The organism is Rhizobium sp. LEGMi-198b, assembly GCF_054114205.1.
Window position 1 is genome coordinate 174011 of record NZ_JBSYVH010000004.1, and the last position, 13669, is coordinate 187679.

Annotated in this window: 4 protein-coding genes; 3 read left to right on the forward strand and 1 reads right to left on the reverse strand. The window is 61.0% G+C overall.

All coding sequences use genetic code 11. From position 1 onward, the window contains the following. Positions 1-217: 217 nt before the first annotated feature. The 3 genes from ACXHXG_RS17360 (at position 218) to ACXHXG_RS17370 (ending at position 11475) form a co-directional block, all read left to right on the forward strand. A complete protein-coding gene (locus tag ACXHXG_RS17360) occupies positions 218-8728 on the forward strand; it encodes a glycoside hydrolase family 94 protein (RefSeq protein WP_457900101.1) in 8511 nt (2836 codons plus the stop codon). A gap of 92 nt (positions 8729-8820) precedes the next feature. Further along, positions 8821-10035, forward strand: a complete 1215-nt coding sequence (locus tag ACXHXG_RS17365; RefSeq protein ID WP_457900102.1) for an OpgC family protein — start codon at positions 8821-8823, stop codon at positions 10033-10035. A gap of 348 nt (positions 10036-10383) precedes the next feature. After that, entirely contained in the window at positions 10384-11475 is a 1092-nt protein-coding gene (locus ACXHXG_RS17370; RefSeq protein WP_104824841.1) for a porin, read from the forward strand. A 291-nt stretch (positions 11476-11766) separates the two neighbouring features. Here the strand turns inward: ACXHXG_RS17370 and ACXHXG_RS17375 are convergent, their stop codons facing one another. After that, positions 11767-13536: a glucan ABC transporter ATP-binding protein/ permease gene (locus ACXHXG_RS17375; protein WP_104825274.1), complete on the reverse strand. Its 1770-nt coding sequence runs from the start codon at positions 13534-13536 to the stop codon at positions 11767-11769. Between the last annotated feature and the right edge of the window lie 133 nt (positions 13537-13669).

Sequence of the window (13669 nt, forward strand, 5' to 3'; positions counted from 1 at the left end):
TTCGAATGATGGCGCAAAATTGCCATGATCCTGACGAAGAGGCCGTGAAAATCTTCGCCTGAATACGTTTGTTCTAAGCCGCCACTTCGAATTCATCCCCTTCGCGCGCCGGGAAGCGAAGCAAAGGGTCCAAATGCATGAATAGTCGTGTGGGGCAGGACAAAAACGGTAAAGGCGACAATGCCTGTCACTCTGTTTGGACCCAGAACCCGAATCCATGACGTCTCAAAACCTCTCCACTGTTCCGCCGCGCGATTCTGAAGCCAAGCAGATCGATCATAACGATTCGATCCGTGCCACCTATTTTTCCAACGATCAGATCCGGGAATGCGGTTCGATCTTCGCCCGCAACGGCGCTGCGACGAAGCTGCCGGGCTTTGCGCCCTTCGATTTCTTCGACCGGCACAAGGAGAACGAAAAAGAGATCCTGCGCGTCTATCGTTCGGCCAATGCCGACGTCGATGCCGGCGAATCGATCACGCCTGCGGCCGAATGGCTGCTCGACAACCACTACATCATCGAAGAGGCGATCCAGGAAGTCCGCCGCGATTTCCCGAAGAAGTACTACGATCAACTGCAGAAGATCACCATAGACGGCATGGTGATGCCGCGCACGCTGGCGCTTGCCTGGCTCTATGTCGCTCACACGCACAGCACCGTATCCAACCAGGGTCTGCTGGCGCTCGTCGAAGGCTTCCAGTCGCACGACATGCTGAAGATCGGTGAGCTCTGGGCGGTTCCGTCGCTGGTGCGCTATGTGCTCGTTGACAATCTGCGTCGCATCTCCAGCCGCGTCGAGCAGAGCCGCCTGACGCGCAAGAAGGCCAATGCCGCGGTCGATGAGCTGATTCGCCTCAATGACGATGCCAAGGTCACCGAGTTCCTGAGGACGCTCGAACCCTATACGTCCGACAATACCTTCGCCACGCAGTTCCTCTATCGTCTGCGCGACGGCTCGCACACTTCGGGCCTCGCCGTCACCTGGCTGGAACGGCGTCTGACGGAAGCCGGCACCGATGCCGAAACCGTCATGATGGCCGAGCACAACCGCCTGTCGTCCGGCAATGTGACGATGGGCAACATCATCAAAAGCCTGCGGCTGATCGACGATACCGACTGGTCGGGCTGGGTCGAGGAGGTCAGCGCAGTCGACAAGCTGCTCTGGGACGAGACCGATTACGCAAAGCTCGATCCTGGCTCGCGCAACAGCTATCGCCGCGCTATTGAGAAGCTAGCACGCCGCTCCGACAAGACGGAAATGGAGATCGCCCAGGTCGCCATGGCCATGACCGAAGCGGCCAAGGCCTCGGGCGAGCCGCAGCCGCATGAGCCCAATATCGGCGATTTCATCGTCGGCCAGCAGATCGGGAAGCTGGAAAAGGCGATCGGCTTCCGACCGAAGCTGTCGCAGCGCTTCGTCCGCCAGTGGCGCAAGTTCAACTGGCTGGCGATCGCCGCCCCCGTTCTCCTGATCACCGTCATCGCTCTCTGGATCGTCGGTTATTTCATGATCCAGGCCGGCATGGGTTGGGCTGAAACCATCATCCTGCTGTTGATGTTCTCGCTGCCGGCATCCGAAGGCGCCACCGGCCTGTTCAACTTCGTGGTCACCATGTACCTCACGCCGGCGCGTCTCGTCGGCTATGAGTTCAAGGAGGGCATTCCGGAAGAGGCCCGTACGCTGGTCGTCGTGCCGACTTTGATCGGTAATCGCGACAGCGTCGACGAACTGGTGCGCAACATCGAGGTCCATTATCTCGCCAATCCGCTTGGCGAAGTCTATTACGCGCTGCTGAGCGACTGGCCGGACAGCAAGGAAGAAGAGAGCGAACGCGATCTGGAGATTCTGGATTACGCCCGCCGCGAAGTCGCCAATCTCTCGGCCCGCTATGCCGAGGACGGCAAGCAGCGCTTCTATCTGCTGCATCGCCGCCGCCTCTACAATCCGGCCGAAGGCGCCTGGATGGGCTGGGAGCGCAAGCGCGGCAAGCTGCACGAGCTGAACCTGCTGCTGCGCGGCGACCGCGATACGACCTTCCTGCCCGGCGCCAATACCGTGCCGAAGAACGTGCAATACGTCATGACGCTCGATTCCGACACGCGTCTGGTGCGCGACACGGTCACGAAGCTCGTCGGCAAGCTGCATCATCCGACCAACCGCCCGGTCTTCGATCCTGAGACCAAGCGGGTCGTGCGTGGTTACGGCGTGCTGCAGCCGCGCGTCACCCCGTCGCTGACGACGGGCAAGGACGCCTCGGTGTTCCAGCGCGTCTTCTCCGTCAATCGCGGTCTCGACCCCTATGTCTTCGCCGTCTCCGACGTCTATCAGGACTTAGTCGAGGAAGGCACCTTCACCGGCAAGGGCCTCTATCATGTCGACGCCTTCGAGGCTTCACTGAAGGGCAAGATCGAGGAGAACGCGGTTCTCAGCCACGATCTGCTCGAAGGCTCGATGGCGCGCTGCGCCCTCGTCACCGACTGCGAACTCGTCGAAGATTTCCCGATCCGCTACGAAGTCGAAGTCTCGCGCCAGCATCGCTGGGCTCGCGGCGACTGGCAGTTGCTTCCCTATCTCTTCAATCCGAAGCGCGGCGTTACCGGCCTCGGTCGCTGGAAGATGATGGACAATCTGCGCCGCTCGCTGACGCCGATCGCCTGGTTCTTCGCCTCCGTTCTCGGCTGGTATTTCATGGGGCCGTTCGCCGCCCTGATCTGGCAGATCCTCTTGATCTTCTGCCTGTTCGTGGCGCCGACACTGTCGCTGATCAACGGCATCATTCCGCGCACCAGCGATATCGTTGCCCGGGCCCATCTCTATACGGTCTGGTCCGATATCCGCGCCGCCAACGCGCAAGTCGCGCTGCGTATCGTCTTCATCGCTGACGGCGCCTGCATCATGGCCGACGCCATCGGCCGCTCGCTCTACCGTGCCTTCGTCAGCCGTAAGCTGATGCTGCAGTGGCGCACGGCGGCCAGCGCCCAGGCCGCGGCGCAGACGACGATCCTCGGCCATTACCGCGTCATGTGGCACGCACCGGTGCTGGCGCTGCTGGCATTGGCTTTCGCATCTCTTTCCGGCGACAATGCCTTCTTCGTCGGCATCCCCTTCGCGCTGCTGTGGATTCTGTCGCCGGCGATTGCCTGGTATGTCAGCCAGACGGCGGAAACCGAAGACAAGCTCGAAGTGCCGGAAGGCGTCTCCGCCGAGCTGCGCAAGATCGCGCGGCGCACCTGGCGTTATTTCGACACCTTCGTGGTCGAGCAGCAAAACCACCTGCCGCCGGACAATGTGCAGCAGACGCCGCATGCGGTGGTCGCTTCGCGGACTTCGCCGACCAATATCGGCGTCTACCTGCTCTCCGTGATCTCGGCCCGCAATTTCGGTTGGATTTCCTTCGAAGAAACCATCGATCGCATGGAAAAGACCATGGCGACCGTCGAGAAGCTCGAGAAATTCCGCGGGCATCTCTGCAACTGGTATCATACGGACACGCTGAAGCCGATGGGCGCGCGCTATGTCTCGGCGGTCGACAGCGGTAACTTCGCCGGTCACCTGATCGCCGTGTCGTCGGCCTGCCGCATCTGGGCGGAAGCGCCCTCTGCGCATATGCAGGGCAATCTAGACGGCATCGGCGATGTCGCCGGCATTCTCGGTGAAATGCTCGCCGAACTGCCGGATGACCGCAAGACCGTTCGTCCGCTGCGTCATCGTCTGGAAGAGCGCATCATCGGCTTCCGGAACGCGCTGGCCGCCGTCAAGCGCGAGCACGAGTTCGCCTCGATCCGCATCATCAACCTGTCGGTCCTGGCGCATGATATTCAGAAGCTCGCCGCCAACCTCGACCATGAGGTCAAGTCGCAGCAGAGCGGCGAGGTGCTCACCTGGTCGGAATCGCTGGTGAAGGTCTGCGAAGGCCATATTGCCGACAGCGTCTTCGATCTCGCCAATGTCGATGCGCTGCGCCAGCGTCTGGCAAAGCTGCGCGACCGCATGCGCGATACTGCTTTCGGTATGGAATTCGCCTTCCTCTACCGTCCGGAACGGCGCCTGCTTTCTATCGGCTTCCGTGTTGAAACCAACGAACTCGATGCAGCCTGCTACGACTTGCTGGCATCCGAAGCCCGTCTTACCAGCCTCTTCGCCATCGCCAAGGGCGATCTGCCGACGGAGCATTGGTATCGCCTCGGCCGCCAGGTTGTGCCGATCGGCTCGCGGGGTGCGCTGGTTTCCTGGTCCGGCTCGATGTTCGAATATCTGATGCCTCCGCTCGTCATGCAGGAGCGTCAGGGTGGTATCCTCAACCAGACCAACAATCTGATCGTTCAGGAGCAGATGAATTATGCCAAGCGCCTCGGCGCCGGCATTCCCTGGGGCATTTCGGAAGCGGCCTTCAACGCCCGCGATCACTACATGCATTACCAGTACACCAACTTCGGCGTGCCTTCGCTCGGCCTGAAGCGCGGTCTCGGCCAGAATGCGGTCATCGCGCCCTATGCCTCGATTCTCGCCAGCCAGTATCGTCCGGAAGCGGCGCTTGAAAACCTGCAGAAGCTGCGCAAGGTCGGCGCGCTCGGCACCTACGGCTTCCACGACGCCGTCGACTTCACGCCGACCCGCGTTCCCGAGGGCAAGAAGTGCGCGGTGGTCTACAACTACTATGCCCACCATCACGGCATGTCGATTGCGGCTATTGCCAACGTCGCCTTCAACGGACGCCTGCGTGAGCTGTTCCATGCCGATCCGGTGATCGAAGCGGCCGAACTGCTGCTGCAGGAAAAGGCGCCGCGCGATATCCCTGTCATGGCCGCAAAGCACGAGAGCGACCAGCCGGCCAATATCCAGGAAGACATGCTGCGTCCGGAAATCCGCAAAATTGCCGATCCGGCGACGCACGATCGCGAACTCGCCTTCCTGTCCAACGGCCATTACGCCGTCATGCTGACGGCGACCGGCGCCGGCTACTCACGCTGGAACGGCTTGTCGGTCTCGCGCTGGCGGCCCGATCCGACGGAAGATCGCTGGGGCACTTTCATCTTCCTGCGCGATACCGCATCCGGCCAATGGTGGTCGGCCACATCAGAGCCGCGCAGCGTCGAAGGCGAAAAGGTCAAAGTCACCTTCAGCGATGAAAAGGCGGAATACAGCAAGACCATTGGTGATCTCACCAGCGATGTCGAATGCATCGTCGCAACCGAACACGATGCCGAGGGCCGCCGTGTGACGCTGCTCAACATGGGCGCGGAGGATCGCTTCATTGAAGTGACCTCCTATCTCGAGCCGGCAATCGCCAGCGACGATGTCGATTCGGGCCATCCGGTCTTTGCGCGCATGTTCGTGCGCACCGAGATCGGCAGCACGGGCGACGTGATCCGCGCCGAGCGCAACAAGCGCGATTACAACGAGCCTGACATGTCGATCGCCCATCTGGTCGTCGACAATGCCGGCACCGAGCGCCCGACGGAATTCGAGACAGACCGCCGCAAGTTCCTCGGCCGTGGCCGGACGCTCGCGGAAGCCGCCGCTTTCGATCCGGGCGCAACTCTGTCCGGCACGGACGGCTTCACCATGGACGCCTGCTTGTCGCTGCGTCGCGTCGTGCGCGTGCCGGCCGGCAAGAAGGTCAGCGTGATCTTCTGGACGATCGCCGCACCGAGCCGCGAGGATGTCGACAAGGCGGTCGATCGCTACCGCAATCCCGATACCTTCGGCATCGAGCTCACGCAGGCCTGGACGCGCACGCAGATGCAGATGCGCCATGTCGGCGTCACCTCGCAGCAGGCCGCAGCCTTCCAGAAGCTTGCCCGCTATCTCGTCTATCCGGACATGCATCTGCGCGCCGACAGCGCCACCGTTCAGGCCGGCCTGCATTCGCAGTCCGCACTTTGGCCGGTGACGATCTCGGGTGATTTCCCGATCTTCACCCTGCGCATCAACGACGATATCGACCTCGAAATCGCGCGGGAAGCGCTGAGTGCCGCGGAATATCTGCGTTCACGCGGCATCAATGCCGATCTGGTGATCGTCAATGAGCGGGCCGTGGACCAAGCCCAGGACATGCAACGTGAGCTCGACAAGCTCGTCGAGCATATTCGCCACAATCAGGGCGAGGGCCTGCGCCAGAATATCTTCTCGGTTCGCAAGGATCTGATCGAGCAGGAGACCTATCAGCAGATTCTTGCTGCCTCGCGCGTGATCTTCCATGCACGTAACGGCAAGCTTGTTGATCAAATCGCCCGTGCGGCGACGCTGTTCGGTTCGGCGCAGTCCGATGGGCCGGCGCCGGTCAATCGCCTTGCCGTGCCGATGGTGCCGCAGAAATCCGTCTTTGCAGCCGGCGAACTGGAAGCGCAGGACGACCTCGACTTCTGGAACGGCTATGGCGGCTTTGCCGACAATGGCCGCGAATATGTCGTCCGGCTCGCCGGCGGCCAGTCGACGCCGCATCCGTGGATCAACGTCATCTCCAACGAGCGTTTCGGCTTCCATGTGCCTGCTGAAGGCGGCGGTTTCACCTGGAGCCACAATTCGCGCGACTATCAGTTGACCCCATGGACCAACGACATGGTCATCAACCGTCCGGGCGAGGCGCTTTATGTGACCGATCTCGACAGCAATACGGTGATGACCCCCTATGCGGCCCTGTCGCGCAATCCGAAGGTCCAATATGAGGCCCGCCACGGTCTCGGCTATTCGGTGTTCTCGAGCGAACAGAACGGCATAGCGCTGGAGCTGACGCAAACGATCGATCGCGAACGCCCGGTCAAGCTTTTCCGCCTGCGCATCCGCAATACGGGCGAGGGCAGCCGCCGGCTGCGGCTCTACAATTATGCAGAATGGGTGCTCGGCATCAATCCGCATAAGACACGGCCGTTCATCCTGTCGTCGGTGGATGAGGAAACGGGCGCACTGTTTGCCAACAATCCCTACAGCATCGATTATTCCAAGCGTATCGCCTTCATGGCGGCGAGCGAGGCGCATTCGAGCTTCTCGGCCAGCCGCCGCGAATTCATCGGCCGTTACGGCACGGTGCAGATGCCGGAGGCCGTCGTTTCCGGCGCTGCCCTTTCCAATTCCACCGATCTCGACGGCGATCCCTGCGCGGCGCTCGCCTTCGATCTGACGGTCGGAGCCGGCGAACAGAAGGATATCTGCTTCTATATGGGCGATACCGCTTCGATCGAAGAGGCGCGCGCATTGGTGGCCGACATCCGCAATGCCGATTTCGAGGCTGTGCTTTCGGCCAGCCGCGGCTTCTGGGATAACTTCACCGGCCGTCTGCAGATCTCGACGCCGGACAAGGCGATGAACAACCTGATCAATGCCTGGCTGCCCTATCAGAGCCTCGGCTGCCGCATCATGGCCCGCACTGCCTTCTATCAGGCTTCCGGCGCCTTCGGTTTCCGCGACCAGTTGCAGGATACGCTGGCCTTCCTGATGCATGCGCCGGAGCTTGCCCGCAAGCAGATCCTGAATGCGGCGCAACGCCAGTTCCGCGAAGGCGATGTGCAGCATTGGTGGCTGCCGGGCAGCGGGGCCGGCGTGCGCACGAGTATCTCGGACGATGTCGTCTGGCTCGCCTATGCCATCGACCAGTATTGCACGGTGACCGGCGACAAGTCGCTTCTCGATGAAGAACTCGCCTTCGTCGAAGGTGCGGCTCTCATGCCTGGTACGCACGATGCATTCTACCAGCCGACCGTGTCGCAGGATAAGGTCAGCGTCTATCAGCATGCGGCCTTGGCGCTCGATCTGGCGATCAAGCGCAAGGGCGGCAATGGCCTGCCGCTGATCCTCGGCGGCGACTGGAACGACGGCATGAACCGGGTCGGCATTCAGGGCCGTGGCGAAAGCGTCTGGCTTGGCTGGTTCCTGGCCGGCACGCTTACCTCTTTCCTGCCCTATGCGGAAGCGCGGGGCGACCGGGAGCGTGTCGAACGCTGGACCAAGCATCTGCCGGAACTGCGCAAGGCGCTGGAAACGGCGGGCTGGGATGGCGGCCACTATCGCCGCGGCTATTTCGACGATGGCAGCCCGCTCGGCTCGGACGAGAATTTCGAATGCCAGATCGATTCGATCGCGCAGTCCTGGAACATCTTGTCCGGCGAAGGCGACCGCGAGCGCGGCGAGAAGGCGATGAATGCCGTTCTCGAAAAGCTGGTCGACGATGATAACCGCATCATCCGGCTGTTCACGCCGCCCTTCTCCAAGTCGGCGCGCGATCCGGGCTACATCAAGTCCTATCCGCCGGGCGTGCGCGAAAACGGCGGCCAGTATACCCATGCCGCGACCTGGGTGGTCATGGCACTGGCAGAGATGAATCGCGGCGACGATGCCTGGCATTGCTTCGAACTGCTCAATCCCGTGAACCATGCACGAAATCGTGATGAGGCCGATACCTACCGCGTGGAGCCCTATGTCATTGCCGCCGACGTCTATGGCGAGGGGCAATTGACCGGCCGAGGCGGTTGGACTTGGTATACGGGCTCGGCCGGATGGCTTTATCGCGTGGCAATTGAGGGAATTCTCGGCATTCGCGTCAAAAATGGCCATCTCTACGTCAAGCCGGCGCTGCCGTCGAAGTGGGATGGTTTTGCGGCGGACCTCGATCTGCCGAGCGGAAAATACCGCATTTCCGTCTCAAAAGCGCCCGATGCTAAGGGATACTTGGTGTCTGTGAATGACAGGGCGATCGCCCATCCCGAAGAGGGCTATCCGATCGGACAGTAGCGCTTTCCTGCACTGTTTCGCTTCAACGATCGGGGCCAAAGGGGGAACTCTTTGGCCCCGATCGCATTTGGTTGTCGGAACAGGAGAGGTCCATGAATTCCAGGGCAAATATCGACGTGGCCTCGGCAACGCGAGTCACCTTGCCGAAGGCGACGACGCAGCGGGATACGAGACTGGATGTTCTGAGGGCTTTGGCCCTGATCACGATCTTCATCAATCATGTGCCCGGTCAGTTCCTCGAGCGGCTGACCACCAAGAATTTCGGCTTCTCCGACGGGGCGGAAGCCTTCGTGCTGATCTCCGGTATTTCCGTCGGTCTTGCCTATGGCACGCGGTTCAAGCCGGGCAACCGGCTTTCAATTGCCTTGAAGGCGGTCAAGCGCGCTTTCACGCTTTACACCGCACATATGATCACCACTTTCATCACGCTGGTGCTGTTCATTTCCGGCGCATGGGTCTTCCGCCAGGCGGGCCTTCTCTGCGAGGTGAACATCCTTGCCGTGCTTATGGATCCGGCTCGCGGCGTTCCGGCCTTGCTGCTGCTCGGGCACCAGATCGGCTACAACAACATCCTGCCAATGTATGGCGCCTTGTTCCTGATGCTGCCGCTGATGTTGGTGCTGGAGGCGCGAAGCCCGCTGCTTTTGCTTTTGGTTTCCGGCAGCGTCTGGCTGGTCGCTGGCATCTATCAGATGGCGCCGCACACGACGCTGTTGGATGGTTTCTGGTTCCTCAATCCGCTGTCCTGGCAGTTCCTGTTCGTCATCGGCTTCGTTGCCGTCATGCATGTGAAGCGCGGCGGCCGGATATCCTATAATCCGGTCCTGTTTGCGCTGTCGCTTGCCTATGTCGTGCTGTCCTTCATCTGGGTCACCGACAAGCTCTGGACGTTGGGCGATCACCTTGCAGCGTTTGGTCTCCCGACGGTCGTCACCGGTTTCGACAAGACGTTTCTGTCGCTGCCGCGCTTGCTACATGTGCTGTCGCTTGCCTATCTCATCATCACTGTGCCGTCGGTTTCGCGGTTACTGCGTCGGTCCGCCGATCATCCGTTGACGATCCTTGGACGGCATTCCCTCAGCATTTTCGTTGCGGGCACGATCCTCGCCATGGCCGGCCAGGTCATCCTCTACGTTACCGACAAGGATCCGGCCGTCGGCGGCGCCTATGTGCTCGTCGGGATCGCCGCACAGTTCGCCTATGCCTATTATCTCGAGCATAAGCGGCAGGACGCAGTCAGCCGCCCGTCCCTTGCGACGTCCATAGCGACGATTCCGCTGCCGGTGCGAATCGAAAAGCGCCGATAGTCGACTCTGCGGCTATCGGCTACCACAACACGTAATCCATTGAATTATATTCACAATTCGTTTTGCGACACTTGTGTGAACGAAGTGTGACGTGATTTTTCTGCAACGCAATGACAATCCAGTGCGTTGCAGCAAAGATTCCATTGCTCGAAATCTTGTTGTGCAAAATTGAATTGCCTACATCAGGACCGTGACGGCGCTCGGGGAGTGCCGCCACCCCGGCGCTATACGCGTCCCAACGACGGGCGCGGCGCATTCGTGGGGATTGTCAAAACGGGAATGGGGTAGGGAACGTCGATTTTTCGGCGCGATAGCTCATGCCCAATCGATACTGGATTGGAGTAATCTATGAATATCAGAAGTCTTCTTCTCGGTTCGGCCGCTGCTCTGGCTGCCGTTTCGGGAGCACAGGCGGCTGACGCCATCGTGGCCGCCGAGCCGGAGCCGCTTGAATATGTTCGCATCTGCGACGCCTTTGGCGCCGGTTACTTCTTCATTCCCGGCACGGAAACCTGCCTGAAGATCGGCGGCCGCGTCCGCACCGAAGGCGAATGGTACGATGCCTACAACGCCAACAGCAAGAACGGTACGCTTTGGCATACTCGCGCCGAGCTCAGCATCGACACGGCGAGCGATACCGAATACGGCCCGCTGAAGACCAACACCGTCTACCGTTGGGATTGGCAGGAAGGCAACTCCACGAGCACGAAGCTGCTTTGGGCCAATATCAGCCTCGCCGGCTTCACCGTCGGTAAGCTCGACTCGCAGTACAACCTCTTCATGGGCTATGCCGGCAACGTCATCAACGACGACGTCGTCTATGACGGCCCGAAGGAACTCAACCAGTTCACCTACAAATATGATGCCGGCAACGGCTTCACGGCAGTGATCTCGCTGGAAGATTCCAACTCGTCGGCCGACACCTCGTCCTACGGCGGCGCATGGCGCACCGGCAAGGCCGATCATTATGCTCCTGACGTTGTTGCCGGCGCCGGCTACAAGGCCGGTGCATGGACCCTCCGGGTCATCGGCGGCTATGACTCGATCGTCGAAGAAGGCGCCATCAAGGCCCGCATCGACGCCGATTTCGGCGACTTCAAGGCCTTCCTGATGGGCGGCTGGAACACGGATGGCGACAAGCTGAACAAGTATGCCGGTTCCTACCTCAACAGCAACCGCTCAGCCTGCCCGACCAATGGCGCGGATTGCGGCTGGGGCGACTGGGCCTTCTGGACGGGCGCCAGCTACCAGTTGACGCCGAAGCTGCAGGCCAATGCTCAAGTCGCTTACACCGACTCGAAGATCCTCGCCGCCACCGCCAACGTTGCCTGGCGTCCGGTCAAGGACCTGCTGATCGAGCCGGAAGTCTCCTACACGGATTGGGACGCTGCCGACAAGGATCAGTGGGCCGGCGTGCTCCGCTTCGAACGCAAGTTCTGATCTGATCCCGGTTTGACGCCAGTCGCAACCGGTTTGACGTCGGCCGTGACTCCAGCTTGACGCCAAAACCGATTTGACCTCCGATCAGAGAAGGAGAAAGGCCCGGGTTCCCTGCCGGGCCTTTCTTGTTTTTGGTTTAGTTGCCGTATTCGAAGGGGATGTTTCTTGCGAGGGGCCAGGCACAGGGCTGCGGCGTCATCGTGCTTGCCTGATAAACTCCGCGCTGTCGGCAACAAAAAAGCCGGAAGAGCATCGCTCTCCCGGCCTCGATCTCTAAGCCCTTTGCAAATATCAGGCGGCTTCGTTTTCCGTGGTATGTGCCTTGCGGACCTCGTCGTCCGTCAGGATGCCGCTGGCGCGGAGCAGGGCGGCGAAGCGGCCGTTGCTCTGGCTGAGTTCGTTGAAGCTGCCGTTTTCGATCACGCGGCCATTGTCGAGGAAGAGGACGATATCGGCCTCGCGTACCGTCGACAGGCGGTGGGCGATGATGAAGGTCGTGCGGTTCTGGCGCAGATTGTCGATCGCCGCCTTGACCCGGTTCTCGGTCTCCACGTCGAGCGCGCTGGTCGCCTCGTCGAGCACGAGGATCGGCGCGTCCTTCAGGATGGCGCGGGCGATAGCGATACGCTGGCGCTCGCCGCCGGAGAGCTTGTTGCCGCGTTCGCCAACCCGGGTCTCGTAACCGCTCTCGCGATTCTCGATGAAGTCGTTGGCGGCAGCCGCTTGGGCGGCGCGGACCATCTCCTCTTCGGTCGCACCTTCGCGGCCGAGACGGATGTTGTCGCTGATCGAGCGGTTCAGCAGGCCGGCATCCTGGAAGACGGTGGCGATGTAGCGGCGCAGCGACTTGCGCGTCACCTTGGTGATGTCGTTGCCGTCGACGAGGATCTGGCCGTCCTGCGGGTCGAAGACGCGCTGCAGCAGGTTGACCAGCGTCGTCTTGCCGGCGCCGGTCGGGCCGACGATGGCGACCGTCTGGCCGGCCTTCACCGTGAAGTTGATATTGTGCAGGCCCTGCGACGTATTGCCGAAGCCGAAGGATACGTTGCGGAACTCGACTTCGCCCTTGACGTCCTTGATTTCGGCAAGGCCGGCCGGCTCTTCACGGTCGCGGACGGAATCTTCCAGCGTGTAGAAGTCTTCTAGCTTGGCACGTGCTTCGAAGATCTGGTTGGCAAAGTTGCGGAGCTGCTCCAGGCGGCCGATCAGCACGTTGGCGAAGGCGATAAAGGTGATGAGCGCGCCGAGGCTCAGGCTGCCGTCTTGGACGAGCACCGTACCGATCATCAGGATCGCCATCATCGCGACGGTCGAGGCCGTGCGGTTCAGCGCGCCGGCGAGCGCCCACCAGTCGAGAACCGGATACTGCGCGGCGAGCAGTCGTTCGGTGAAGGACTTCAGCGCCCTGGTTTCGGCTTCGATGCGGTTGTAGCTATGCAGCACGGAAACGTTGCTGATGCTGTCGCTGACATGCGAGAACACCGTGTTGTAATGGCTTTCCACCGAGGTCTGGCCATCCTTCGTGCGGTTCATGACCAGACGGCCGATGATCCAGTAGAAGACGCCGAGTAGGATGAGAACGGCCGACAGGCGCAGGTCCATGGCAATGGCCGTGGGAACCATCACGACCAGTGCGACCGCCGTCGTCAGATGGTTGCGCATGAATTCGAGCCAGAGGCCGAAGAGGGCTTCGCAGGCGCGGAGCAGCGTATTCAGAGCACTCGCCGTGCCGCGCTGGCTGTGCCAGGAGAGCGGCATGGAGATGATGCGGCTAAACGCTTCGGTCAGCAGCGAGGCGCGGCGTCCATGGGCGAGACGATCCGCCTCGCGGGAAACGACGATGAAGGCGACTGCGCTGAAGACGGCGAAACCGGCCCACAGCATCATCGTCGGCGCCGCGGCCTCTTTCTTGGCAATGGCGTCGAAGATACGGCCGAACAGAACTGGCTCGTAAATAGTGGTCATCGCCAGTGCAATGTTTGCGATGACAACCATCCAGACGCGGTATCGATACGCGCCAAGATACTTCAGGGCTCTTGCATAGACTTTGAACAACGACACGTCGGGCACCCTCTGTGCATCTGCGAAAATTCGGAATGATCGGATGCTACAGATTGGTTCCTGAACCGGCGATTAACGGAATCCGACGCTGTTTTTTCAGGGTAATTTTTACCCCTTATGCCGGGTGCCGCGA

Excerpts from the sequence above, each read along its gene's own strand:
- ACXHXG_RS17360 (WP_457900101.1), top strand. The coding sequence starts at position 218 with ATGACGTCTCAAAACCTCTCCACTGTTCCGCCGCGCGATTCTGAAGCC.
- ACXHXG_RS17365 (WP_457900102.1), top strand. The coding sequence starts at position 8,821 with ATGAATTCCAGGGCAAATATCGACGTGGCCTCGGCAACGCGAGTCACC.
- ACXHXG_RS17370 (WP_104824841.1), top strand. The coding sequence starts at position 10,384 with ATGAATATCAGAAGTCTTCTTCTCGGTTCGGCCGCTGCTCTGGCTGCC.